General features: G+C 67.9%; 17 protein-coding genes. 2 read left to right on the forward strand and 15 right to left on the reverse strand.

The window, feature by feature from the left end; translation table 11 throughout:
- Positions 1-68 precede the first annotated feature (68 nt).
- The 12 genes from AAEP80_RS01525 to AAEP80_RS01580 form a co-directional block, all read right to left on the reverse strand.
- Positions 69-668 (reverse strand): CBU_0592 family membrane protein, encoded by a 600-nt coding sequence (locus AAEP80_RS01525; RefSeq protein ID WP_420365678.1) that lies wholly within the window; start codon positions 666-668, stop codon positions 69-71.
- Positions 669-845: 177 nt separating this feature from the next.
- On the reverse strand, positions 846-1562 hold the full coding sequence (locus AAEP80_RS01530; protein WP_420365679.1) for a hypothetical protein: 717 nt from the start codon (positions 1560-1562) through the stop codon (positions 846-848).
- A gap of 1 nt (position 1563) precedes the next feature.
- Positions 1564-2337, reverse strand: coding sequence for a hypothetical protein (locus AAEP80_RS01535; RefSeq protein ID WP_420365680.1), 774 nt, complete (start codon positions 2335-2337; stop codon positions 1564-1566).
- Positions 2334-3386: a type IV pilus assembly protein PilM gene (gene pilM / locus AAEP80_RS01540; RefSeq protein WP_420365681.1), complete on the reverse strand. Its 1053-nt coding sequence runs from the start codon at positions 3384-3386 to the stop codon at positions 2334-2336. Before pilM ends, AAEP80_RS01535 begins: the two co-directional genes overlap by 4 nt.
- Before the next feature lie 98 nt (positions 3387-3484).
- Positions 3485-4342 (reverse strand): prepilin peptidase, encoded by an 858-nt coding sequence (locus tag AAEP80_RS01545; protein ID WP_420365682.1) that lies wholly within the window; start codon positions 4340-4342, stop codon positions 3485-3487.
- Positions 4339-6156 (reverse strand): hypothetical protein, encoded by a 1818-nt coding sequence (locus tag AAEP80_RS01550; RefSeq protein ID WP_420365683.1) that lies wholly within the window; start codon positions 6154-6156, stop codon positions 4339-4341. Before AAEP80_RS01550 ends, AAEP80_RS01545 begins: the two co-directional genes overlap by 4 nt.
- 17 nt (positions 6157-6173) lie before the next feature.
- Positions 6174-6881, reverse strand: a complete 708-nt coding sequence (locus AAEP80_RS01555) for a PulJ/GspJ family protein (protein ID WP_420365684.1) — start codon at positions 6879-6881, stop codon at positions 6174-6176.
- Positions 6878-8248 carry a type IV pilus modification PilV family protein gene (locus AAEP80_RS01560; protein WP_420365685.1) on the reverse strand — a complete coding sequence of 457 codons (1371 nt, stop codon included), beginning with the start codon at positions 8246-8248 and terminating at the stop codon, positions 6878-6880. Before AAEP80_RS01560 ends, AAEP80_RS01555 begins: the two co-directional genes overlap by 4 nt.
- A 75-nt stretch (positions 8249-8323) precedes the next feature.
- Positions 8324-8755 (reverse strand): type IV pilin protein, encoded by a 432-nt coding sequence (locus AAEP80_RS01565; RefSeq protein WP_420365686.1) that lies wholly within the window; start codon positions 8753-8755, stop codon positions 8324-8326.
- A 194-nt stretch (positions 8756-8949) separates the two neighbouring features.
- Positions 8950-10173: a type II secretion system F family protein gene (locus AAEP80_RS01570; RefSeq protein ID WP_413600696.1), complete on the reverse strand. Its 1224-nt coding sequence runs from the start codon at positions 10171-10173 to the stop codon at positions 8950-8952.
- A complete protein-coding gene (locus AAEP80_RS01575; protein ID WP_420365687.1) occupies positions 10173-11783 on the reverse strand; it encodes a type IV pilus twitching motility protein PilT in 1611 nt (536 codons plus the stop codon). Before AAEP80_RS01575 ends, AAEP80_RS01570 begins: the two co-directional genes overlap by 1 nt.
- 17 nt (positions 11784-11800) lie before the next feature.
- The gene (locus AAEP80_RS01580) at positions 11801-13471 is read right to left on the reverse strand and encodes a GspE/PulE family protein (protein WP_420365688.1); all 1671 of its coding nucleotides are present in this window, start codon (positions 13469-13471) and stop codon (positions 11801-11803) included.
- Positions 13472-13701: 230 nt separating this feature from the next.
- Here AAEP80_RS01580 and AAEP80_RS01585 point away from each other — a divergent pair, with 230 nt between their 5' ends.
- Together AAEP80_RS01585 and AAEP80_RS01590 are read left to right on the forward strand one after the other, a co-directional pair.
- On the forward strand, positions 13702-14100 hold the full coding sequence (locus tag AAEP80_RS01585; protein WP_281266032.1) for a VOC family protein: 399 nt from the start codon (positions 13702-13704) through the stop codon (positions 14098-14100).
- Between the two features lie 131 nt (positions 14101-14231).
- The gene (locus AAEP80_RS01590; protein ID WP_420365689.1) at positions 14232-15383 is read left to right on the forward strand and encodes a hypothetical protein; all 1152 of its coding nucleotides are present in this window, start codon (positions 14232-14234) and stop codon (positions 15381-15383) included.
- Positions 15384-15458: 75 nt separating this feature from the next.
- Here AAEP80_RS01590 and AAEP80_RS01595 read toward each other — a convergent pair whose 3' ends face one another.
- The 3 genes from AAEP80_RS01595 to AAEP80_RS01605 all read right to left on the reverse strand — a co-directional run bounded on the left by AAEP80_RS01595 (position 15459) and on the right by AAEP80_RS01605 (position 23802).
- Complete coding sequence (locus AAEP80_RS01595) at positions 15459-19340, reverse strand: DNA-directed RNA polymerase subunit beta' (protein WP_420365690.1); 3882 nt, start codon at positions 19338-19340, stop codon at positions 15459-15461.
- Positions 19341-19387: 47 nt separating this feature from the next.
- Positions 19388-22876 carry a DNA-directed RNA polymerase subunit beta gene (gene rpoB, locus AAEP80_RS01600; protein WP_281266035.1) on the reverse strand — a complete coding sequence of 1163 codons (3489 nt, stop codon included), beginning with the start codon at positions 22874-22876 and terminating at the stop codon, positions 19388-19390.
- Between the two features lie 353 nt (positions 22877-23229).
- Positions 23230-23802 (reverse strand): hypothetical protein, encoded by a 573-nt coding sequence (locus tag AAEP80_RS01605; protein WP_420365691.1) that lies wholly within the window; start codon positions 23800-23802, stop codon positions 23230-23232.
- Positions 23803-23940 lie beyond the last annotated feature (138 nt).

The following is a 23940-nucleotide window of genomic DNA, read 5'->3' on the forward strand; positions in this document are numbered from 1 at the left end:
CGCCGGTGACGGGTGCCGTGGCTGGTGTGGCGGGTCGGGTGCGGTGTGCGTTGCGTGGTTCGGTGCGGTCAGCTCGCGGGCTGGTCCTGCTGCTCGCGGTCGTCCCGTTCGTTGCGCTCGGCGCGGCGCTGCTCTTGCGCGGCGTTCACGAGGGCGATGGCGATCGCTGCGGTGATGACCGGGACGCTCTCGGTCATGGGGGCGGCGGGGGCGGTGGTCGCCTGTTCGACAGGCTCGGCCACGTCGGCCACGTCGGCCACGTCGGCCACGTCGGCCACGTCGGCCACGTCGGCCTGGAGGCTCGGGGGTGCGTCCGCCGTGTCGGTCACGTCCGGCTCGTGGTGCCGGACGGCGGGGCCGATCACGGGCAGCACCGCGGTCGTGGCCGCCGGCTCCGTCGAGAGCTCGTGGTGCGTCTCGAGGCCGGCCCGCTTCGCCGTGCGACGCGCCCTGGCCATGCGGACCAGGACGACGACTGCGACGACGGCCCAGATGCCGTTCACGATCGTCGAGGGGACGGCGTGGTGGGCGGCGACGTTGACCGCCACCGCGAGCCCGCCGACGAGGTTGAACAGCTGGTAGACCGGGCCGTTCGGGAGCTTGCCGGTTGAGAACAGGATGTAACCAGCAAGGACGGTTACAGCTCCGAACCATCCGAGGAATTCCACGATTCCAGACAACACGCGCGACTCCGGGCACGACGAGGAACGGCCGATCCGAGCCGACCGTTCGAGGGGGTGTGACGAGCCGCAGAACGCGGCATCGGGAGCATCGTACGCACAGCGGGAGCCGCCACGGAAGAGGCTTCGGCGTGGCGGCTCCTCCCCCAGTTGGCGGGGTGCTGGTCAGCCCTTTGCGGGGGTGTCCGACGGGGCGCGGAGGACGTACACGTACCCGGCGAAGGTCCAGGTCGTCTTGGAAGCCGCCGCGGCGTCTGCCGACCCGTCCGACGTCGAGGACGAGATCGAGTCGATCAGGAACAGCCGCGCACCGTCCCGGGTACCGGACGCGAACGACAGCGCCTGTTCGAAGGAACCGTCGACGGACACCGAGACCGGGATGACCGAGAAGTTCGAGCCGGTGATCGCCGGGTTCGTGGTCACGTCGGGAGCGGTCGGTGCAGCCGATGCCGTGGCGGACGCAGTCGGCTCGGGTGACGCGGTCGCGGCAGGGGACGCCGCATCGGTCGCCGTGTCGGTCGTGGTCGACGCAGGCGGGGCGTAGGCGATGGCGTCCGACGTCGTGATCGCGGACACCGTGACGCCGGACGTCGAGGCGATCCCGTCGATCTCGCTGTAGAACCTCGACATGCTCGCGCTCGACGGCACCGACGCTTCCAGACCGGTGAGCTCCGACTGCATCTCGGGCAGCGACTTCGCCCGTTCCCGGAGGCGCGCGAGTTCCTTCGCGGTGGTGCTGTTCGTGGCCTCCACCGTGGTCTGCTGTGCACGGTTCGACGCAGCCTGTGCGAGCTGCGGCTGCACGCCCAGGAAGAAGCCGGCCGCCGCCACGACGACCATCGCCAGCACAGCGATCAACATGTTGAGTCGGTTCTTGCTCATGTCACTTCCCCCCGTCGAGGTCGTACTTGCCGTCGAATGCCTTCTCGTTGACGTGGATCGTCATGTTGACCGTGTACGTCCCGGACGTCTCGTCGAGGGTGACCGAGTTCGCGGTCGCGTCGACGAACCCGGTGATGGACTTGACGGAGTCGAGCCACTCCGGGACCGAGGGCAGCGTCGGGCTCTCGGCGTCGAACGTGAGCGTCGCGATGCGCTGCCCCTGGAGCGGGGCGTCGGCCTGGGCGTACGCCTCGAGCGGTGACGCCGAGTCGACCGTGACGCCGGTGATGTCCACCCCTCCGGGGAGCGAACTCTTCACCGAACCGAGGTAGGTCCCCCAGTCGATCTCCGTCGCTCCGCCGACCGCCTGCGCTGCCTCGAGGAGCGAGGTCGAGGCCTCGGTCTCGCGGACGTCCTTGTACTGCGCCTGCTGCTGGACCAGGGCGAGCGTCTGCGCCTGGGCATCAGCAAGGTCGTTCGCGGACTCGGCTGACATGAGTGAGGCCCCGCCGATCGCGATCCCCGCGACGACGGCGACGACGGCGACACCACCCCAGACCCGCCGGACCACCCGACGTTCTCGTCGGTCGACCAGCACCTCGGTCGGGAGGAGATCCACCCGCGGCCGGGCGCCGACGGTGAGCAGTTGCATGTTGGCGCGGCCCTGCCGTTTGGTGCGCTCGGCGACCTCGGCGGACACGCGGCCCTCGGCGCTCTGGTTCGTCTTCGCCGGACGCCCGGTACGGGGCGGTCGGACCTTCGTCGCTTCGCTCATGCCGCCTTCCCCCCTGCTGCCAGACCCCACGCGGTGGCGATCGACGGCCCACGCGAGTACAGCTCGTCGCGGCTGATCCCGCGGGACAGCCCGGCGTTGGCGAACGGATCGCCGTGGCGGACCGGGATCCGGGTGAACTCGGCGAGGGAGTCGCGGAAGCCGGGAAGGGCAGCGCCGCCGCCGACCAGCAGGATCTCCCCCACGGGTTCGGCGGGGTGGGTGTTCACGAAGTAGTTGACCGTGTTCCGGAGGCTCGCGAGCAGTTCGCTGGTCGTCTCACGGATCGCCGCCACCGCGAGTGCATCGTCGGGGGTGTGCGCACCGAGTGCGTCCATGCCGAGGTGACGCTTCACGGCTTCCGCCTCGGCCTCCGGGATGTCCAGGCGGCCCGCGAGCATCCGCGTGACGTCGTCGCCGCCGGTCGGGATGATGCGGACGAACTTCGGGACGCCGTGTGTCACGATCACGACCGTCGTCGTGTTGCCACCGCACTCGACGATGGCCGCGGTCGGGTGGGCCGCGGTCGGAGCCACGGCCCGCGACAGCGCGAACGGGATCAGGTCGACGCCGACGGGGTTCAGGCCGGCGTGCTGGACCGCGCGGACGTTGGCGAGGACCGCGTCCTTCACCGCGGCGACCAAGAGACCGTTGACGACGGGGCCGTGCTCGGTCACCGACTCGGACGTCGGGTAGAAGTCGAGGATGGCGTCACCGACGGGGACCGGGAGCATGTCCTGCACCTGGAACGGAAGCGACTCACGGATCTGGGCGAGCGGCGCCTTCGGCACCGTCAGGTCGCGGGAGAGCACGCGCTGGTTGCCCATCCCGAGCACGACGTCCTTCGATCGGAACTTCCCGGCGGACCACAGTTGCTTGAGCGCTGCGGCCACCGTGTTCGGCTCGACGACCTCGCCCTGGCGCGTGGAGCCGGGAGGAACCGGGACCTCGGCGAACCGCACGATGGTCGGCTGCGGCTTGTCGTGGTCCTGGACCTCGACCGCGCGGATGGTGGCTGAGCCGATGTCCACGCCGACGATGCTCTTCGCCATGATGTTGTCCTTCCGGAGCCGCAGGCTTCGGGTGCGCTGCGGGTGGTCTGTTGGGCTGACCGTGGGAGACGGCCGAGTTCAGGTCGAGTGATCGGGGATCAACCGAGGCCCAGCACACCGAGGTACGTGGACCAGATCGGCGCGCCGAGGGAGATGCCGAGCCAGGAGCCGGCGAGCATCCAGGGGCCGAACGGGATACCGCTCCGACGCCCAGCCCGGCGCACGATCACCAGTGCGATCGCGAAGATACCGCCGAGGACGAAGGCGCCGAAAGAACCCACTGCGAGGGGTCCCCATCCGAGGTACGCCATCGCGAAGCCGAGGACTCCGGCCAGCTTCACGTCTCCGAGCCCCATGCCGCCGGGGACCGCGAGCGCCAACGCGAGGTACACGCCACCGAGCACGACGAGCCCGAGGAACGCGCGCGCCAGAGCTCCCCAGTCGCCGGAGAGCGCCGACGCCGCAGCGAGCAGCAGCGGCACCACGGCGTACGCCGGCAGCACGATGCGGTTCGGCAGGGTGTGTGTGTCCAGGTCGATCAGGGTGAGCGCCACGCTGATCGCCATGACGTAGAGGTAGGCGAGGAGGACGACCGCGCCGTAGGCCAGCGCAGCGCCCGCTCCGTCCGGTGCAGCGGTCCGCAGCGGACTCCACGGTGCGGTCACGAAGAACACGGTCACCAGGACGGCCAGGAGGCCCGTGGCGGCTTCCACGAGCGGGTAGCGCGCCGAGATCGGGGCAGCACAGTCGCGGCACCGTCCGCGCAGGACCAGCCAGGAGAGCACGGGGACGTTGTCGTACCCGCGGATCGCGTGCGCGCACCGCGGGCACGCGCTCGCGGGGCGCGACACCGAGAGTCCGGCTGGGACGCGGTACACGACGACGTTGAGGAACGACCCGACCGCGAGTCCGAGGACGCCGGTGATCGTCGCGAGGAACGAGAGGGCAGCGGTCACGACGCGCTCCCGTCGGCGGCGTACGCGGTCTTGGACTCGACCTGGGTCGCGACCCGGTAGGTCGTGATCGTGGGCTGCGGGAACTTCGGAGGCGTGTACGTCGCGAGTGACGAGTCGTACTCGTAGTCCTTCGCGTAGCCCGTGCCGCCGGTCGTCGCGACCGCACCACGGAAGTTCTGCGCGATCGAGCCGTTCACCGTCAGCGTTCCCCTGCTCGACCCGAGCGTGTAGTTCTGGACCGCGAAGGTGCCGTCGTTGGAGAGGATGGCGGCGTCGATGCGGCGGTCCTTGGCCTTGTACGTGCTGTTGGAGCTGTTGATCGGGTTCCACACCCAGACCGCCTGTTGCCCGATCAGGCCGAGGACCGTCGACGCGGTGCGGTTCGTCGGGTAGGTGATGTCGCCGGTCACGTAGACGAAGTTCTCGGCCGCGATCGTGACGGCCTTGTCGACGGTGCCCTGGACGAACACGTCGCCGTTGTCGCACTTGTACGGGTTGGTGACGGCGTTGCCGAGGCCGGCCGTCGGGTCGGCTTCGCTGTTGCTGGAGTTGGTCCCGACCTCGGGGAAACCGACCCCGTTCGACGGAAGCGTCGTGTACGCGCTGGCTCGGGTCGTGTTGGAGCACGCGGTCGCCTGCGTCTTGTAGCTCGACGCGCTCCACAGGTTCGGGTCCTGCGACGAGCCAGACCTGGACCCCGGCTCGTTCTGGACGTAGATGAGGTTGTTCTTCGGGATGTCGATCGTCGCGCCGGCCGCGGTGTGCAGTGCAGCGACGTCACCGCACCGAGCCGGAGCGGCCCCACCCGTGAGCAACCCGCCGGACTGGTTCGTCGTCCCCGTGACCGTGGTCTTCACCGTCAGTGGGGAGATGATGTTCACCTTGCCGCCGCCCACGAAGGTGATCTTGGTCGGCCCCGTGTACAGGCAGCCGGGGCCCTCGACCGTGTTGGTCGTCGTCGCCAGGTCGGTCCGCATGTAGTCGCGGAGGTCGGAGATCGTGGCGGGTGGGGTCAGCGTCGAGCTCGTCGTCGGGTTGGACGCGAAGTTCGGCGTCGTCCCGGTGCACCCCGTCTTCGACCAGCCGTAGACGCTCTGCACCGTGCTCTTGAACGTGGCGCCGCAGATGCGGAACTGGTCGTTCGATCGCACCGGCCCCTCGAGCGTGTCGCCTGCAGCGAACTGGATGTACTGGCAGTTCGTGGACCCGGCCAGCGGCTGGTAGGCGCTCACGCACGGGGCCTTGCAGGTCGAGGAGCCGCAGCGGTAGCTGTACGTCTCACTGCTCACCGACGGGTCCTGCGACTCGTAGTTCGTGAAGTACAGGTAGTTCGAGAAGCCGTCCGGCTTCACGTTCGCGATGAACGTCCGCGTGGTCGAACCCGCCCGCCCGGTGGACTGGAGGCGGATGACACCCTGCGAGGTGAGCTTCGAGTTGTCGACGGCGTACCGGTACGAACCGTCGCTCGCCGCGCCGTTCGCGCCGGGGACGCTGACCCAGCGACCACCTGCGGTGTAGTCGAACGCGGGGTTGTCGCCGGTGCCCTTCGTGAAGGTGCTGAGCGTCGCCTGGCTGAACGGCGCGAGCTTCTGCCCGTAGTTCCCGTAGCTGTTGTCCGCGTTGAGCCGGGCCTGGTAGTCGGCGATGCCCGCGTAGGCGGCGGCCGCTGCACGTGCCCAGTCCCGATCGCTCGTGGTCGCCCTCGCGCCGTTCGTCGCGACGGCGACGAGGGTCGCGACGAGCATCATCACGACCATGCCGATCCCGACGACGGCCACCAGGGCGACGCCGCGTTCGTCGTCACGGGCGCGCATGGCACGCAGGATCCGGATCACGAGGATGCTCCCATCACGATGTTCGGCAGGTTGACGCTGTTCGAGAGCGTCGTGGCTCGGGTGTCCGACGTGCTCGTGCCGGTCGTCACGGCCACGGTCACCTTGCGGATGTTCGGCAAGTCGGTCGCGCTGATGGAGCCGCCGGACGGGGCGATGATGCCCCCGGCGGCGTTGTAGAAGGTGAAGGCATTCGCCGACACGACCGAGTTCACGAGCGTGCGGGTCGACGTCGGGGTGGCGCTCAGCGTCGCGCCCGTGGACATCGGGAACGTGAAGTAGTCGCTGTACGGCACGACGGTGCCCGACCACTTCGTCTCGGTGATGGTGCCCCTCGTCGTGTCGAGCGAGAGTTGGACCTGAACGGGCTGCGACGCCGTGGACGACGTGTTGACGTAGGTGAAGAAGCGGACGCTCGTCGCGCTCGCGTACTGGAACGCGTACTGCGGGTCGTCGCCGGTCGACACCGGGTTGTCCGTCGCGGACCGCATCACCCGGGTCATCTCGTTCATCGCCGCCGCCGCGGTGCGGGTGTTCTCGTTGACCGCACTCGCCGTGACCGACGCACGCTGCGTCGAGATGAGGAAGGAGCCGGCGATCGTCAGGACGAGCACGCTCAGGGTCATCGCGACGATGAGCTCGACGAGACTGATCCCCCGCTCGTCACGGAGCAGCCGCTGCCATCGCGACGGCCGACGCCCGGTCACGACGCGGCCTTCGTCCGCGGGTCGAACAGGACCGTCCGGCCGGAGACCGACACGTTGACGTTGGTCGCGCCAGGGGACGCCGCGAACACCGGCGTGTTCGAGCCCAGCGACGTCGCCGACGTCCCCTCGCTGAACTTGAACGTGCCGTACGGCAGGGCGATGGTCGTCGCGGTCGTCGCGTTCAGCCCGGTGAACGTGTACGTCGTCGCGGGCGACGTCGTGCACCCGGGGTCGTTGGCACCCGTCGGACCGGGCGTCGCGACCGCGGTGAGCACGGTGTCGGAACCGTTCAGCTTCACGTCGATGAGCGCCATCGGGACCTTGACCGTGCTCGTGGTACCGGGGACCGCGCCGACGCCGACGGGAGCACTCGCGCTGTCGACCATGAGGTTCGTGGTGGTGGGCGTCGTCCACTTCAGCGGGTTGACGTTCTTGCAGGTCGACGCGTTGTAGTTGCCGGCCACCACCGCCCATCCGTCGGTGTACGGGAAGACGGTCGTCGTCGTGGCGGTGACCGGGGTACCGGCGTCGCCCCGGAGGAAGGTCGTCGCGATGCCCGACGGGAGCTTCGGGTTGCTGCCCGCTCGCGCGTTCGCGGCGTACTGGACGTTCACCGTCGCGGGCTGGTCGAAGAGGAAGGTCTTGCTGGCGACGCTCCCGACGGCGGCGGTGACGGTGAAGGACGGGGAAGCGTTGAGCGTCTCGTCGGTGTTGCCGCTCTTGGCGAGCACGATCTTGTACGAGCCCGGGGTGACGTTGAGCGCGTAGGTGCAGCCGTTCGCATCGGTGGCCGCCGGTTGGGACGACAGCGACGTCGCTCCGCCCGAGACGGGGGTGATGGCGACGCTGACGCCGGTGTTCGGACCGCCGCTGGCGTTGTTCACGGCGACGACGATGGTCGAGCTCGATGCGCTCGACACGGAGGTCGAGGGGGCGACCATCGTGTCCATCACGACGGAGCGTTCGTCACTCGAGGTCCCGTTGGTCCAGCTCACCTTGACGCTGACACGCTTGTAGGACAGCTGACCGTCACCCGCGCCGCAGGCGTTGTCCGTGCCGGACGAGGTGATCCAGTTCGACGTGCGGGTCACCGTGTAGGGCTGGTTGCCGACCGTCGCCGAGGTGGTCTTGTTCGTGACGCTGAAGATGTCCTTCGTGCTCCGGACCTCGTCGATCGTCTGCGTCGCGAGGTTGAGCGCTGCTTCGCGGGACCGGTTGTCCTGCGTGAGGTAGATGCTCGACACGATGCCGGCTGCGACACCGGCGGCGATGATCGCGAAGATCGTCATCGCGACCATGACCTCGATGATCGTGAAGCCGTCTTCCTGCTCGCGCGCTGCGCGGAGCCGGTCGACCAGGCGGAGCATGGACGGTCCCTTCACGATGGTGGGTCGGGATGCGATGAAGCGGATCGCGCCGAGGCGCGACCCGCTTCATGACGACTAGGCGCAGAGACCACTCACGACGCCACCGTTCTGCGTGACGCTGAACTTGTTCCCGGCGTTGCTGGTGACCTGGATGCAGAACTTGCCGTCCGCGGCACCGGAGCCGGTCTTGTACGCCGGCGCCACGCCTGGCGTGGTGTAGGTCGACGCGGTGTAACCCTGGTCCTCGAGACCCGTGAGCGCCGTCGGGTTCGCGTTGTTCTGCGTGTAGTACGAGATGACCGCGGTCTTCGCGTTGGTCAGGTCCGACTTCGCGGCCGAGTCCTTCGCGTTGTTCTGCACGCCGATGTACACCGGGATGGCGATCGCGGCGAGGATGCCGATGATGATGACGACGACGAGGAGCTCGATGAGCGTGAAGCCCTTCTCCTTGTCGGCGAGGAGACCCTTGCGGCGAGCGTCGAGCTTGCCCATGAGAGCGAAGTACATGGTTGTTCCATTCATTCGGGAATGTCGGGTGGGGAATTTCGGGGCTTTGCTCGCCGCCGGTGATCAGCGTATTGGAGGCGGATTCTGGCGGTAATCCCGAGAACGGGGGCCACGGCGGAGCAAAATGCCCCCAGAAGCGGGGACGCCGACAAACCAAACCACCCCCGTCCGAGTGACGGGGGTGGTCAGGGGGACTACTTGATGAGGCTCGTGATCTGGAAGATCGGCAGGTACAGCGCGACGATCATGCCGCCGACCACCACGCCCAGGAACGCGATGAGGAGCGGCTCGATCAGCGATGTGAGCGCTTCTGTCGTCGATTCGACCTCGCTGTCGTAGAACTCGGAGATCTTCTCGAGCATGACCTCGAGCGAACCGGCGTCCTCGCCGACCGCGACCATCTGCGAGACCATCGACGGGAACACCGGTTCTTTCAACAATGGTTCGGCAATGGTGTTTCCTTTTCGCACGGCTTCCGCAACGCGGTTCACCGCGCTTTCCACCACGTAGTTCCCGGAGACTTCTCCGGCGATCTGCAATCCCTGGAGAATGGGGACACCGGCACCGATCATGTTCGAGAGGTTCCGCGAGAAACGCGCGATCACGATCTTCTTGTTGAGCCCGCCGAACACCGGCAGGCGCAGCTTGATCGGGTCGACCGCCGCACGGACCCTGGGCGAGTTCTTGTTCGCCCGCCACCAGAAGAACCCGACGATGATCAGGACGGCGAGAACCGGCCCGACGTAGACCATCGCGTGCGACATGTAGACGAGCATCATCGTCGGCAGGGGGAGCTTGCCGCCGAGGCTCGAGAACATGTCCTGGAAGATCGGGACGATGAAGACGAGCATGATGACGACCGCGGCCAACGACATGCAGAGGACGACGACCGGGTAGGTCATCGCCGACTTGATCGTCGAGCGGAGCTTGTGCTCCTTCTCGAAGTTCGTGGCGATGGAGTCCATGGCCTGGTCGAGGAAGCCGCCGGTCTCGCCGGCGCGGATCATGTTGATCATGATCGGCGGGAAGTCGACCGGGTACTTGGCGACGGCGTCGGAGAACGCGACACCACGCTCGACCTGGTCGCGGACGTCTTCGAAGATGCCCTTGAGCTTCTTGTTCTCCGTCTGGTCCGTCAGGATCGACAGGGTCCTGAGCAGGGACAGCCCCGACGAGAGCATGGTCGACGCCTGGCGCGACACGATCGCCAGGTCCTTGAGCCCGACGCCCTTCTCGAACCCCGGGATCTTGATCTCGGTCTGCAGCCCGGTGCCGGCCTTCGCCTCGGTGATGGCGATCGGCGAGACCCCCATCGTGCGCAGGCGCTGGACGACAGCCCCCTCGGACGCGGCGTCGAGCCGACCCTTGACGAGCTTGCCGCCGCCGTCGCGGCCCCGGTAGTCGAACGCGAGTGACATCAGTGGCCTCCGGAGAACTTGTCGCCGAAGTCGATCCCGCTCGCGGCGATGGCCGCTGCGGACGAGTCGGACGGTGATTCGACGCGCTGCACGAGCCGGTCGAACCCTTCGTGGTCGTGGACCTTCTCCATCGCCGCACGCCGCGTGATGGTGCCGACGTTGACGAGCTCGGCGAGGTCCTGGTCCATCGTGTGCATGCCCGAGTCACGACCGGCCTGCATGGCGGAGGTGATCTGGTACGTCTTGCCCTCACGGATGAGGTTGCCGATGGCGGGGGTCGTGGTCATGATCTCGGTCGCGACGACCCGGCCGACCCCACTCGCCTTCGGCACGAGCGTCTGGCAGACGACGCCTTCGAGAGTCGAGGCGAGCTGTGTCCGGATCTGTCCCTGCTGGTGCGGCGGGAACACGTCGATGACGCGGTCGATGGTGCCGGGAGCGCTCTGCGTGTGCAGCGTCGCGAACACCAGGTGGCCCGTCTCGGCGGCGGTGAGCGCGACGGAGATCGTCTCGAGGTCGCGGAGCTCGCCGATCAGGATGACGTCGGGGTCCTGACGGAGCACGTGCTTGAGCGCCTTCGCGAAGGAGTGCGTGTCCGCACCGACCTCACGCTGGTTGATGATCGCCTTCTTGTGGTCGTGCATGAACTCGATCGGGTCCTCGACCGTGACGATGTGGTCGGCACGGGTCTCGTTGACCAGGTCGATGAGCGCGGCGAGGGTGGTCGACTTGCCGGACCCGGTGGGGCCGGTGACGAGCACGAGCCCACGCGGCAGCTTGGCGAAGTCGCCGACGTGCTCCGGGATCCCGAGCTGCTTGAGCGTCTTGATCTTGGTGGGGATGATGCGGAAGGCCGCTCCCCAGTTGCCGCGCTGCTGGTAGTAGTTCACGCGGAAGCGGTACTCCGGCGACAGCGAGTACGCGAAGTCGAGCTCCTGCTCGTGGTCGAACTGCCCGGCCTGCTCGACGGTCATCAGGGTCTTCAGCGCCGCGATGACCTTGTTCCGTGCCCAGGGCCCGCCGGGAACGGCGGGGCGGAGACCGCCGTCGACACGGACGGTCGGCGGGGCGTCTGCGGTGACGTGGAGGTCGGATGCGCCCTGGTAGACGACCTGGGCGAGCGCGGTGATGAGGTCGGGGTCCGCGACTTCACGAGCGTGGCGCGTGAAGCCGATCTCCGGCAGCGGCTCGGCACCCGGTGCGGCGGCGGGCGTCGCGAAGACGGTGGGTGCGTGCACGGCCGGGAGGACCGTGGTCGGCTCGGCAGGCACGACCGGCAGGTGCTGGGTCGCCTGGTCCGCGTACCCGTACGACGCGGTCGAGGGCGGGACCGCGGCCGGCGGGGTCGCCGGACGCGCCTGCGGCTGGGCGACCGGCACGGCGACCGGCGAACCAGACGGTGCGGGCCACCCGGCGAGGTCGTCGGACAGGTCGTAGACGGGCACGGCTGGCGCGGGCGCAGCGGCAGGGGCCGGCGCAGCCGCGGTCGCCTCCGACTGCGACGCCAGGCGCGCGGCACGGCGGCCGCCGACCTCGGCACCGGGACGGCCGGGGTGCCATCCGTCGATGGGGTCGTTGACGTCGGGGATGTCGTACACGGAGTCGGTCATCGGTTCGTGCCCTTCGCCTACGCCACCACGCGCAGGATCTCGTCGACGCTCGTCAGCCCGAGCTTCACCTTTTCCCACCCGTCCTGGCGGAGCGTGAGCATGCCCTGCTCCTGCGCGACGCGGCTGATCTCGGCGCTGGAGGCCCGTGCGACGGCGAGGCGCTCGATCTCCTCGGAGACGGTCATGACCTCGTGCAGGGCGATCCGGCCTCGGTACCCGGTGTTCGAGCAGACGGCACATCCCACCGGCGCGAAGAACGGCGGGATCGTGGCGTCGTCCTCACCGACGAAGCCCAGCACCCGGAGCTGGTCGAACGTGTACTCGGCCGGGGCCTTGCAGCGGTCGCAGAGCTTGCGGGCGAGACGCTGGGCGACGACGCAGTCGAGCGCCGACCCGACCAGGAACGGCTCGATGTCCATCTCGGTCAGACGGGTGATCGCCGAGGGGGCGTCGTTCGTGTGCAGCGTGGACAGCACGAGGTGACCGGTGAGCGATGCCTCGATCGCGATCTGGGCGGTCTCGTGGTCGCGGATCTCACCGAGGAGCACGACGTCGGGGTCGGAACGCAGGATCGACCGGAGCGCCGAGGCGAACGTCAGGCCGGCCTTCGGGTTGACCTGCACCTGGTTGATACCACCCATCCGGTACTCGACCGGGTCCTCGACCGTGATGACGTTGATCTCGGGTCGGGCGACGGCGTTGAGCGTCGTGTAGAGGGTGGTCGACTTGCCCGACCCGGTGGGGCCGGTGACGAGGATCATGCCGTACGGCTTGGAGTAGGACCGCTGGTACGCGTCGAAGTTCTGCTCGAGCAGGTTGAGGTCCTTGAGGGACATCGACGTGTTCGTGTTGTCGAGGATTCGCATGACGACCTTCTCGCCCCACACGGTGGGGAGGGTCGCAACGCGGAGGTCGATCTGGCGGCCACCGTGGCGGACGGACATGCGGCCGTCCTGCGGCTTGCGACGCTCGGCGATGTCGATGTCGCTCATGATCTTCAGACGGCTGATGACGCCGTTCTGGATGTTCTTGGGCGCAGGAGCCATCTCGTGCAGCACGCCGTCGATGCGGTAGCGCACCCGGACCTCGTGCTCGCCGGGCTCGATGTGGATGTCGGACGCGTGGTCCTGGATCGCCTGCGAGACGAGCAGGTTCACGAAGCGGACGATCGGGACGTCGTCGAGCGAGCCCTCGCCGATGTCGACCTGCTGCTGCGCGTTCGCCGTCGCCTCTTCTTCGAGGGAGGACGTCAGGTCGTTGAGCTCGTCGTCGGCACGCAGGTAGCGGTCGAGCGCCGCGGCGAGGTCGCGTTCCTCGACCTGGAGCGGCTTGATGGCACGGCCGGAGGCGGCACGGGCGTCGTCGACCGCGAGCACGTTCGTCGGGTTCACCATCGCGAGGACGAGGACCTCGCCCTCGAAGCCGATGCCGAGCACCTGGTGCCGCCGGCAGAGCGCCGCTGGGAGCATCGACACCGCGGTGCCGTCGACCGGGTAGTCGGTCAGGGGGACGGTCTTGGAGTTGTTCGACGCCGCACGTGCGGTGATGAACTGCGCCTCGCTGACGACGCCACGGTCGACGAGGGAACGGATCGAGCGTTCGTCGATCTCCTCGTCGCCGGTGAGCGAGTCGAGGTGCTCGATCGGGAGTGCTCCGTTGAGGATCAGGATCTCGGAGAGCGTCGCCATGAGTCTCGCTGCCTCCTTCGGGTTGCGTGAGGACGTCCTGGTGCGTCGACAGGGTTCGACGCCTGTCCACGCTATGGCCGGGACCGGCGGGTACCGAAGTCCCAGAATGAGGGCCGGAGGACATCGGGGCGCACCCAGAACAGGGGACGGTGGACGGGCGCGGAATCGATCGTGCTGTGGAGGAGAGGAAATCCCTCGACGTGCGCGGCACTCGCAGGACATGATGAGTCATGGACATCACGAGCGTGACCGTGGGGCTGCCCGTCACCGACATCGAAGCGTCCTGCCTCTGGTACGGCGCGGTGTTCGAGCGCGTCGAGCCGGACCTCGAGCCGGACGAGGGCATCGCCGAGTACGAGATCGGCGGTATCTGGATCCAGCTCTTCGAGGACGACCAGGCCGAGGAGAACGCGGTCATCGTCCGCTTCGGCGTCGACGACGTCGCCGCGCAGCACACCAGGATCGGCGCGCTCGGCATCGACGTCGGCCCCATCGAGTGCGTCGACGGCGCCGTCGACTGGTTCGACGTCCGCGACCCCGACGGCAACGTGCTCAGCCTCTACTCGCTCGCGGACGAGACGGGGCGCGGATCAGGCGGTCGCGACAGCGACGCCGGCCGCACGATCTAGACGCGACCGAACGGCGGACGGGAGGCTCGGTGCCAGCTGGCACCGAGCCTCCCGCCCTGCGGTGCAGCACCCGTGTGAACGTTGCGTTTCGACCCTGGACAGGCGTCCGTCGCAGTGCCAGCATGGCCGCCATGCAGAACACACGTATTTCAGATGTGGTACAGCGACGATGCGCAGCGGCGGTCGTCGCCGCAGCGCTGGTCCTCGGATCGACGCTCGTCGCGTCCCCTGCGCAGGCGGCACAGTTCACCGCGAGGGTCGGCGCGATCGCGCACAACGCGGGTGACGTGACCCTGGCGGGCACGGGTGACGCCGGCGATCTCGTCTCGATCACTCCCTCGGACGGTGCGCCCGTCGAGACCCGCGTCAAGCCGAACGGCTCGTGGCGGACCACGGCGCACGTCGACGGGTTCGGGGACCACACCTTCCGCGTCGCCGACTCGATCGGCTCCCCCGTGGCGACCCTCCGCGCGAGCACCCACGAGGTGAGCTTCGAGCGGATCGTGGTCGCCCGCGAGAACTGGAACCGGTCCCTGAAGATCGACGGCACCGGCTTCGAGCCCCGCAGCCGCATCGAGCTCACCCTCGACGGCGTCCCGACCGCGACCACCACGACCGACCGCGACGGCGCCTTCGCCCACCGGATCTCCGGCGTGCGCTTCGGCGACCACACCCTCACGACCGTAGAGCGCTTCGACGGGACGGAGCAGCTCCGCGTGAACACCTCGGCGAAACTCGAACCCTCCCCCTTCGTGGACACGGTCCGGGTCGACCCCGTCGCCCGCACCGTGCACCTCGAGGGGCGCGGCCCGGCAGGAACCGACATGCGGTTCGTCGACGAATCAGGAGCCCCGTGGTCACTGGCCGACGGGCAGGACTGGACGGCGAACACCGACGGCACGTGGAGCGCCGACCTGGCGTACCCGCCCGCCGGGACCCGGTTCATGGGCATCGTCGCCGAGGTGTACGACGACGGCAAGCTCATCGGTTCCACGACGAGCGGGGCGACGATCCCGTTCCCGGTGACGGCGGACGTGACGAAGGTCACCGCCACGAAGCTCGTCCTCAGCGGATCCGCCGAGCCCGGCGCCCGCCTGTCGTTCACCGACGCCGACGGCACACCGGTGACCGATGCCGACGGCAACCGCGTCGAGCCGCCGGTGCCCGGGTCGTCGCAGTGGAGCGTGACGCTCGACCCACGTCGCATGGCCGGCGGCATCGTGACCGTCTCGGCCACGGGCGACGACGGTCCCCTCGGCAGCGTCACGCGGACGTACCGCTGACCACATCCACTCCGGCAACGAGCGAGGGCCCCGCATCCTGGTGGATGCGGGGCCCTCGTCAGTGGATCACTCGGTTCAGTTGTACGTGCCCGGCGTGAAGTCGTCCGACGAGAAGCTGTCGAAGTCGACGAAGCTCAGGTCGGCGTCCGAGAACGACGAGTCATCCGCGAAGATGCGGTTCGGGTACCGCTCCGCCTTCGCTTCCTCCGTCGCGTTCACGTCCACGTCGCGGTACCGGCTGAGGCCCGTCCCGGCGGGGATGAGCTTTCCGATGATGACGTTCTCCTTGAGGCCGACGAGGTGGTCCTGCTTGCCCTCCATGGCCGCCTGCGTGAGCACGCGGGTGGTCTCCTGGAAGGACGCGGCGGACAGCCACGACTCGGTCGCGAGGGACGCCTTGGTGATGCCCATGACCTCCTGGCGAGCGGAAGCGGTCTTGCGACCCTCCTGCAGCGCCGCACGGTTGATCTCGTTGTACCGCGAGCGGTCGACGAGCTCACCCGGGAGCAGGTCCGTGTCGGCGTGGTCGACGACCGTCACCTTGCGGAGCATCTGGCGGACGATGACCTCGATGTGCTTGTCGTGGATCGGCACACCCTGCGAGCCGTACACGTCCTGCACACCGTTGACCAGGTGCTTCTGGACCTCACGGACGCCCTTCACGCGGAGGACCTCCTTCGGGTCCACCGTGCCGGCGATGAACTGCTCGCCGAGCTCGACGTGCTGGCCGTCCTCGATGAGGAGGGTCGCACGCTTGAGCACCGGGTAGATGAACGGCTCGTCACCGTTGTCCGGCGTGAGGATGATCCGACGACCCTTGTCCGTGTCCTCGACGACGACGCGGCCGGGGGCCTCGGCGATCGGGGACGCGCCCTTCGGGGTACGGGCCTCGAAGAGCTCGGTGACACGGGGCAGACCCTGGGTGATGTCGTCGGCGGACGCCGAACCACCCGTGTGGAAGGTACGCATCGTCAGCTGGGTACCGGGCTCACCGATGGACTGCGCGGCGATGATGCCGACGGCCTCGCCGATGTCGACCAGGTTGCCCGTGGCGAGCGACCGGCCGTAGCACTTCGCGCAGACACCGACGGCCGACTCGCAGGTCAGCACCGAGCGCACCTTGATGCTCTCGACACCGGCCGCGACCAGCTTGTCGATGAGGACGTCACCGACGTCCTCGCCTGCCTCGGCGACGACCGTGCCCTTCGCGTCCATCGCCGGGGTGGCGAGGGTGCGCGAGTACACGGTGTTCTCGACGCGGGCGTCGCGGACGAGCTTGCCGTCGGCGTCGACCGTGGCGATCGGCAGCTCGAGGCCGCGCGTGGTGCCGCAGTCGTCCTCGCGGATGATGACGTCCTGCGAGACGTCCACGAGACGACGGGTGAGGTACCCGGAGTCCGCGGTGCGCAGTGCGGTGTCGGCAAGACCCTTGCGAGCACCGTGGGTGGCGATGAAGTACTCCGCCACGGTCAGGCCCTCGCGGTACGAGTTGATGATCGGGCGGGCGATGATCTCGCCCTTCGGGTTGTTCACCAGACCACGCATACCGGCGATGTTGCGGACCTGCAGCCAGTTACCACGGGCGCCGGAGGAGACCATGCGGTTGATCGTGTTGTCGATGGGGAAGTTGTCCCGCATCTCCTGCGCGATCTCGTTGGTGGCCTCGGTCCAGATCTTGATCAGGTCGGCGCGACGTTCCGCGTCAGTGATCAGACCCTTGTCGAACTCGCCCTGGACCTTGGCGGCCTGCGCCTCGTAACCGGCGATGATCTCCTTCTTGCGAGGAGGCGTCACGACGTCGGAGAGCGCGACGGTCACACCGGAGCGCGTGCCCCAGTAGAAGCCGGCGTCCTTGATCCGGTCGAGCGCAGCGGCCGTCTCGGTCTTGGAGTAGCGCTCGGCGAGGTCGTTGACGATCGCGGAGAGCGTGCCCTTGTCGGTGACCCGCTGGACGAACGGGTAGTCCGCCGGCAGGGTCTCGTTGAAGAGCGCGCGACCCAGGGTCGTCTCGAGGAGGATCGGCTGACCGACCTCGTAGCCCTCGGGTGCTTCACCCTCGGCGAAGTGGACACCCGACATGCGGATCTTCACCTTGGCGTTCAGGTGCAGCGTGTTCTGGTCCTTCGCGAGGATCGCCTCGGCGACGGAGGAGAACGCACGGCCCTCACCGACAGCGCCCTCGCGGACGGTCGTCAGGTGGTGCAGACCGATGATCATGTCCTGCGCGGGCAGGGTGACCGGACGGCCGTCCGACGGCTTGAGGATGTTGTTCGAGGCGAGCATCAGGATGCGTGCCTCGGCCTGGGCCTCGACCGACAGCGGCAGGTGCACGGCCATCTGGTCGCCGTCGAAGTCCGCGTTGAACGCAGCACACACGAGCGGGTGGAGCTGGATGGCCTTGCCCTCGACGAGCTGCGGCTCGAACGCCTGGATGCCCAGACGGTGCAGCGTCGGCGCACGGTTCAGCAGGACGGGGCGCTCGCGGATGATCTCCTCGAGGACGTCCCACACCTGCGGACGCGAACGCTCGACCATGCGCTTGGCCGACTTGATGTTCTGCGCGTGCGACAGGTCGATGAGGCGCTTGATGACGAACGGCTTGAACAGCTCGAGGGCCATCTGCTTGGGCAGACCGCACTGGTGGAGCTTGAGCTGCGGGCCGACGATGATGACCGAACGACCCGAGTAGTCGACGCGCTTGCCGAGCAGGTTCTGGCGGAAACGACCCTGCTTGCCCTTGAGCATGTCGCTCAGGGACTTCAGGGCGCGGTTGCCGGTACCCGTGACGGGGCGACCACGACGACCGTTGTCGAACAGCGCGTCGACCGCTTCCTGCAGCATGCGCTTCTCGTTGTTCACGATGATCTCGGGGGCACCGAGGTCGAGCAGGCGGCGGAGACGGTTGTTGCGGTTGATCACACGACGGTAGAGGTCGTTGAGGTCCGAGGTGGCGAAGCGGCCACCGTCGAGCTGCACCATCGGGCGGAGCTCCGGCGGGATGACCGGGACGACGTCGAGGACCATCGCTGCCGGCGAGTTGCCGGTGGCGAGGAAGGAGGAGACGACGCGCAGACGCTTGATCGCGCGGATCTTCTTCTGGCCCTTGCCCTCGGCGATCTGCAGACGGAGCGACTCGGCCTCTGCGGCCAGGTCGAACGCCTCGAGACGGAGCTTGATCGCCTCGGCGCCCATGTAGGCGTCGAAGTAGATCCCGAACCGGTCCTGCAGCTCGTGGAAGACGGCGTCCTCGGGCTTGAGGTCGCCCACCTTGAGGTTGCGGAAGTCCTCCCACACGCGCTCGAGGCGGGTGATGTCCTCGTCGAACGACTTGCGGACCTGGGACATCTCCTTCTCGGCGGTGTCCTTGGTGCGGCGCTTGATGTCGGCCTTCGCGCCCTCTTCCTCGAGCGCTGCGAGGTCGTCCTCGAGCTTCTTGAGGCGGTCGGCGATGATCGAGTCGCGCTGGTTCTCGAGGTTCTTGATCTCGAGGCGCATCTCGTTCTCGAGACCCGGCATGTCAGCGTGCCGGCCCTCTTCGTCGATGCTGATGATCATGTACGCGGCGAAGTAGATGACCTTCTCGAGGTCCTTCGGCGCCATGTCCAGCAGGTAGCCCAGGCGCGACGGGACGCCCTTGAAGTACCAGATGTGCGTGACGGGTGCGGCGAGCTCGATGTGGCCCATGCGCTCACGACGGACCGAGGACTTGGTGACCTCGACGCCGCAGCGCTCGCAGACGATGCCCTTGAAGCGGACACGCTTGTACTTGCCGCAGGCGCACTCCCAGTCCCGGGAAGGACCGAAGATCTGTTCGCCGAACAGACCGTCCTTCTCGGGCTTCAGGGTGCGGTAGTTGATGGTCTCCGGCTTCTTGACCTCGCCGTACGACCACTGGCGGATGTCCTCGGCCGTGGCGAGGCCGATCCGCAGTGCGTCAAAGGAAGTTGCTTCGAGCAATGTTCTTCTCTCTTGCTGAATTCGAAACGTTGTCGGGCGGGGCGGGATCAGATGTCGTCGACGGAGGACGACTCGAACCGCGAGGAGATGTTGATGCCGAGCTCTTCAGCGGCACGGAAGACCTCGTCGTCCGTGTCGCGGAGGCTGACCGCCTGGCCGTCGGCCGAGAGGACCTCGACGTTCAGGCAGAGCGACTGCATCTCCTTCATGAGGACCTTGAAGCTCTCCGGGATGCCGGGCTCCTGGATGTTCTCGCCCTTGACGATCGCCTCGTAGACCTTCACGCGGCCGAGGATGTCGTCGGACTTGATCGTCAGGAGTTCCTGGAGGGCGTAGGCGGCGCCGTACGCCTCGAGCGCCCACACCTCCATCTCGCCGAAACGCTGTCCACCGAACTGCGCCTTACCACCCAGCGGCTGCTGCGTGATCATCGAGTACGGGCCGGTCGAACGGGCGTGGATCTTGTCGTCGACCAGGTGGTGGAGCTTCAGGATGTACATGTACCCGACCGAGACCGGCTCCGGGAACGGTTCGCCGGAGCGACCGTCGAAGAGCTGGGCCTTGCCGGAGGAACCGATCAGGCGCTCGCCGTCGCGGTTCGGGAGCGTCGAGTCGAGGAGGCCCTCGATCTCACGCTCGTAGGCGCCGTCGAACACCGGGGTGGCGACCTTCGTGCCGGGTGCCGCGCTGCGCGCCGCCTCCGGGAGGGCCGATGCCCACTCCTGGACGCCCTCGACGTTCCAGCCCTGCTTCGCGAGCCACCCGAGGTGGATCTCGAGGACCTGGCCGAAGTTCATGCGGCCGGGGACGCCGAGCGGGTTGAGCACGATGTCGACCGGGGTGCCGTCCGCGAGGAACGGCATGTCCTCGACCGGCAGGATCGTCGAGATGACGCCCTTGTTGCCGTGACGACCGGCGAGCTTGTCACCTGCGGTGATCTTGCGCTTCTGGGCGATGTAGACGACCACGCGCTGGTTGACGCCCGAGCCGAGCTCGTCGTCGCCGTCCTGCGCGTCGAACACCTTGACGCCGATGATCGTGCCCTCTTCACCGTGGGGCACCTTCAGCGAGGTGTCGCGGACTTCGCGCGACTTCTCGTTGAAGATGGCGCGGAGGAGGCGCTCTTCGGCGCTGAGCTCGGTCTCGCCCTTCGGCGTGACCTTGCCGACGAGGATGTCGCCGGGGCGGACCTCGGCACCGATGCGGATGATGCCGCGCTCGTCGAGGTCGGCCAGGAGGTCCGGGCTGACGTTCGGGAGGTCGCGGGTGATCTCTTCCTTGCCGAGCTTGGTGTCGCGGGCGTCGACCTCGTACTCCTCGATGTGGATCGAGGAGAGGGTGTCGTCCTTGATGAGGTTCTGCGACAGGATCATCGCGTCCTCGTAGTTGTAGCCCTCCCACGGCATGAACGCGACGAGGAGGTTCTTGCCGAGCGCGAGCTCGCCGTTCTCCGTCGCGGGGCCGTCGGCGATGACCTCGCCCTGCTCCACACGCTCACCGGCCGAGACGACGACACGGTGGTTGTAGCTCGTGCCCTGGTTCGAGCGGTCGAACTTGCGCAGGTAGTACGTCTGCGTGCCGCCCTCGTCGAGCTGCAGGGTCACGGCGTCGGCCGAGACCTCGGAGACGACACCGGCCTTGTCGGCGGTGACGACGTCGCCGGCGTCGATGGCGGTGTAGCCCTCCATGCCGGTGCCGACGAGCGGCGACTCGGAGCGGAGGAGCGGCACTGCCTGGCGCTGCATGTTCGCACCCATGAGAGCGCGGTTCGCGTCGTCGTGCTCGAGGAACGGGATGAGCGACGTCGCGACCGACACCATCTGGCGCGGGGAGACGTCCATGTAGTCGACCTCGTCCTTGGCGACGAGTTCGACCTCGCCGCCCTTCTTGCGGACGAGCACCTTGTCGTCGGCGAAGTGGAACGAGTCGGTCAGCGGGGCGTTGGCCTGCGCGACGACGAACTCGTCCTCTTCCGAGGCGGTGAGGTAGTCGATGGTCTTCGTGACCTCGCCGTTGACGACGCGACGGTACGGGGTCTCGATGAAGCCGAACGAGTTGATCCGACCGAACGACGCGAGCGAGCCGATCAGACCGATGTTCGGGCCTTCAGGGGTCTCGATCGGGCACATGCGGCCGTAGTGCGACGGGTGGACGTCGCGGACCTCGACGCCGGCACGCTCACGGGACAGACCACCCGGGCCGAGGGCCGAGAGACGACGCTTGTGCGTCAGGCCCGCGAGCGGGTTGTTCTGGTCCATGAACTGCGACAGCTGGGACGTCCCGAAGAACTCCTTGATCGCGGCGACGACGGGACGCACGTTGATGAGCGTCTGCGGCGTGATCGCCTCGATGTCCTGCGTGGTCATGCGCTCGCGGACGACGCGCTCCATGCGGGACAGACCCGTGCGGACCTGGTTCTGGATGAGCTCGCCCACCGCGCGGATGCGACGGTTGCCGAAGTGGTCGATGTCGTCCACGTCGAGGCGGAGCTGCACCGGCTCGCCGTCGCGGACGCCGTCGATCGTGGTGCGCTCGGCGTGCAGCGAGACCAGGTACTTGATGGTCGCGACGATGTCCTGGACGGACAGCACGGAGTCGGACAGCGGCGCGTCGATGCCGAGCTTGCGGTCCAGCTTGTAGCGGCCGACCTTCGCGAGGTCGTAGCGCTTCGGGTTGAAGTAGAAGTTGTCGAGGAGCGCACGCGCGGCCTCGGCAGCGACCTGCTCGCCCGGACGGAGCTTGCGGTAGATGTCCTTGAGCGCCTCTTCCTTGGTGAGGATGGCGTCCTTCTCGAGGGTCGACTCGATCGAGGCGAAGCCCTGGAACTCGTCGAGGATCTCCTCGCTCGTCAGGCCGAGGGCCTTGAGGAAGACCGTGACCGACTGCTTGCGCTTGCGGTCGATGCGTACGCCCACCTGGTCGCGCTTGTCGATCTCGAACTCGAGCCATGCGCCACGCGACGGGATGATGCGAGCGGAGTAGATGTCCTTGTCGGACGTCTTCTCCTGCTGACGCTCGAAGTACACGCCGGGGGAGCGGACGAGCTGCGAGACGACGACACGCTCGGTGCCGTTGATGATGAAGGTGCCGCGCTCGGTCATGAGCGGGAAGTCGCCCATGAAGACCGTCTGCGTCTTGATCTCACCGGTCATGTGGTTCATGAACTCGGCGTTGACGTACAGCGGGGCGGCGTAGGTCTTGCCGCGTTCCTTGCAGTCGTCGATGGAGTACTTCGGGTCCTCGAGCTCCGGGGACGTGAACGAGAGCTGCATGGTCTCGCCGAGGTCCTCGATCGGGGAGATCTCCTCGAAGATCTCCTCGAGGCCGGAGTGCAGCGCGAGGTCGGTACGACCCTGCTCCTGCCCCTCGGCCAGTCGGGCCTTCCAGACGTCGTTGCCGACGAGCCAGTCGAAGCTCTCCGTCTGGAGAGCGAGCAGATCGGGAACCGTGAGGGTGTCCGTGATCTTGGCGAACGAGAGTCGCGAGTGGTTGCGACCGTTCTTGGGGTTGGTGGATGCGTTGGGCGCAGCAGCCAAGGGTGTGACCTCCGTAGGCCCCGTCGGGCCGGTACTGACGAGCAGCATGTAGGTGAGTGGATTGAACGCTCGGCGCAACCCTCGAAGACACGCGATCATGGGCCAGCCGCGTGAGCGGGAACACATGTGCGATGATCTGGGTGAGCGGTACCCGCCGACATATACGGGACCGAACTCACCAGGGCCTGTTCTCGAAGAACTCTGCGTCGACCGCAATATGACGACACGGATGCCAGGGAGCGCGAACTGCCATCATAGGCAGCGCTCACGCACGATGTCCAGTCCTGGCTTGACCAAGATCAGGACTGCCGTGTATAAGCAGCGGCGACCAGCAGCCATTCCCGGCCGTGCGCTCAGCCCAGGCGTTCGCGCTCAGCTGCAGCCGAGCCTCCAGTCAGGCCCGCCAGCGCACGGAACGCGTCTTCCGGACGCCGCGTCCGCACGAACGTGACGCGACCACGCTCGTCCGTGAGCTCGATGCCGAGCCCCGGGGTGAACAGCAGCGCCCGGACGCCGCGGCCGAGCCGCAGGCCGATGCCGCCGTACGTCGCCGCGTCGGCCTCGACGAGACGGGCGTCCACGATCCGGTGCCGCGCGATCCGCCGGGGCGGGAGGGGGCGGAAGTGCAGGGTGACGTGCGTGTCGGTCACCGTGAACCCGGACCGCGCCAACAGCAGGAGCAGGCCGACGACGACGCCGACGAGACCCGGGACGAGGAGCGCCGCCTCCGGCGCCTCCCCCGGCCAGCCGAGCACGGCCGCGGTCAACCCGACACCCGCCGTGAGGAGCGCACCACCGATCACGCGCATCCAGACGGGGGCCGTCTCGCGGTCCGCGTGGAACGGACGGGAGGCACGGGTCGCCTCCGCGGGCACGCTCGGCGTGGCGAGACGGTGCGTCTGGATGCTCATGGTGTCGGCGGACATGTCGGGTCTCCTGCGGTTCGTGGCCGGCGGATGCTGCATCCGTATTTTACATAACGAACGCAATGTACTCAATGGTCGGTGCGCGCGAGCACGCCGAGGAGCCGCAGGCGGACTGCGGGTGACGGCGTGGGGTGCGCT

Origin of the sequence: Curtobacterium sp. L3-7 (genome assembly GCF_048756585.1) — a bacterium.
Classification (GTDB): domain Bacteria; phylum Actinomycetota; class Actinomycetes; order Actinomycetales; family Microbacteriaceae; genus Curtobacterium.

Excerpts from the sequence above, each read along its gene's own strand:
- AAEP80_RS01550 (WP_420365683.1), bottom strand. The coding sequence starts at position 6,156 with ATGCGCGCCCGTGACGACGAACGCGGCGTCGCCCTGGTGGCCGTCGTC.
- AAEP80_RS01575 (WP_420365687.1), bottom strand. The coding sequence starts at position 11,783 with ATGACCGACTCCGTGTACGACATCCCCGACGTCAACGACCCCATCGAC.
- pilM (WP_420365681.1), bottom strand. The coding sequence starts at position 3,386 with ATGGCGAAGAGCATCGTCGGCGTGGACATCGGCTCAGCCACCATCCGC.
- AAEP80_RS01590 (WP_420365689.1), top strand. The coding sequence starts at position 14,232 with ATGCAGAACACACGTATTTCAGATGTGGTACAGCGACGATGCGCAGCG.
- AAEP80_RS01605 (WP_420365691.1), bottom strand. The coding sequence starts at position 23,802 with ATGTCCGCCGACACCATGAGCATCCAGACGCACCGTCTCGCCACGCCG.
- AAEP80_RS01585 (WP_281266032.1), top strand. The coding sequence starts at position 13,702 with ATGGACATCACGAGCGTGACCGTGGGGCTGCCCGTCACCGACATCGAA.
- AAEP80_RS01580 (WP_420365688.1), bottom strand. The coding sequence starts at position 13,471 with ATGGCGACGCTCTCCGAGATCCTGATCCTCAACGGAGCACTCCCGATC.
- AAEP80_RS01565 (WP_420365686.1), bottom strand. The coding sequence starts at position 8,755 with ATGTACTTCGCTCTCATGGGCAAGCTCGACGCTCGCCGCAAGGGTCTC.
- AAEP80_RS01560 (WP_420365685.1), bottom strand. The coding sequence starts at position 8,248 with ATGCTCCGCCTGGTCGACCGGCTCCGCGCAGCGCGCGAGCAGGAAGAC.
- AAEP80_RS01570 (WP_413600696.1), bottom strand. The coding sequence starts at position 10,173 with ATGTCACTCGCGTTCGACTACCGGGGCCGCGACGGCGGCGGCAAGCTC.
- AAEP80_RS01530 (WP_420365679.1), bottom strand. The coding sequence starts at position 1,562 with ATGAGCAAGAACCGACTCAACATGTTGATCGCTGTGCTGGCGATGGTC.
- AAEP80_RS01535 (WP_420365680.1), bottom strand. The coding sequence starts at position 2,337 with ATGAGCGAAGCGACGAAGGTCCGACCGCCCCGTACCGGGCGTCCGGCG.